This window comes from Streptomyces sp. A 4/2 (assembly GCF_940670765.1).
Lineage (GTDB): Bacteria > Actinomycetota > Actinomycetes > Streptomycetales > Streptomycetaceae > Streptomyces.
In genome coordinates, this window is record NZ_CALNVW010000099.1 from 1 (window position 1) to 416 (window position 416).

The following is a 416-nucleotide window of genomic DNA, read 5'->3' on the forward strand; positions in this document are numbered from 1 at the left end:
CGTACGAGATGAGGCGGGGCCGGCCGTGCTGGTCCGGCCGGGCCACGACCGCGACGTCCCGCACACAGGGGTGGCCCAACAACGCCGACTCGATCTCACCGGGCTCGATCCGGTAACCCCGGATCTTCACCTGCTGATCCGCACGCCCCAGGAACTCCACGTCCCCATCCACGGTGAACCGGCCCAGATCACCCGTCCGGTACATCCGCGCACCAGGCTCATCACTGTAAGGATTCGGCACAAAACGCACAGCCGTCTGCACCGGATCACCCACATACCCCACCGCCAACTGCGGCCCCGACAGATACAACTCACCCACCACACCCGGCGGCACCAACTCACCCCGCGCACCCAGGATCAACACCTGCGTACGCGCCAACGGCCGCCCGATCACCGGAACCGTCCCCTCCGCGATC

General features: G+C 67.3%; 1 protein-coding gene. It reads right to left on the reverse strand.

The features are described from left to right. Positions 1–394 (reverse strand): AMP-binding protein (locus NBY69_RS37200; protein WP_284350469.1); only part of this gene is annotated, 394 nt, incomplete at its 3' end. Positions 395–416 lie beyond the last annotated feature (22 nt).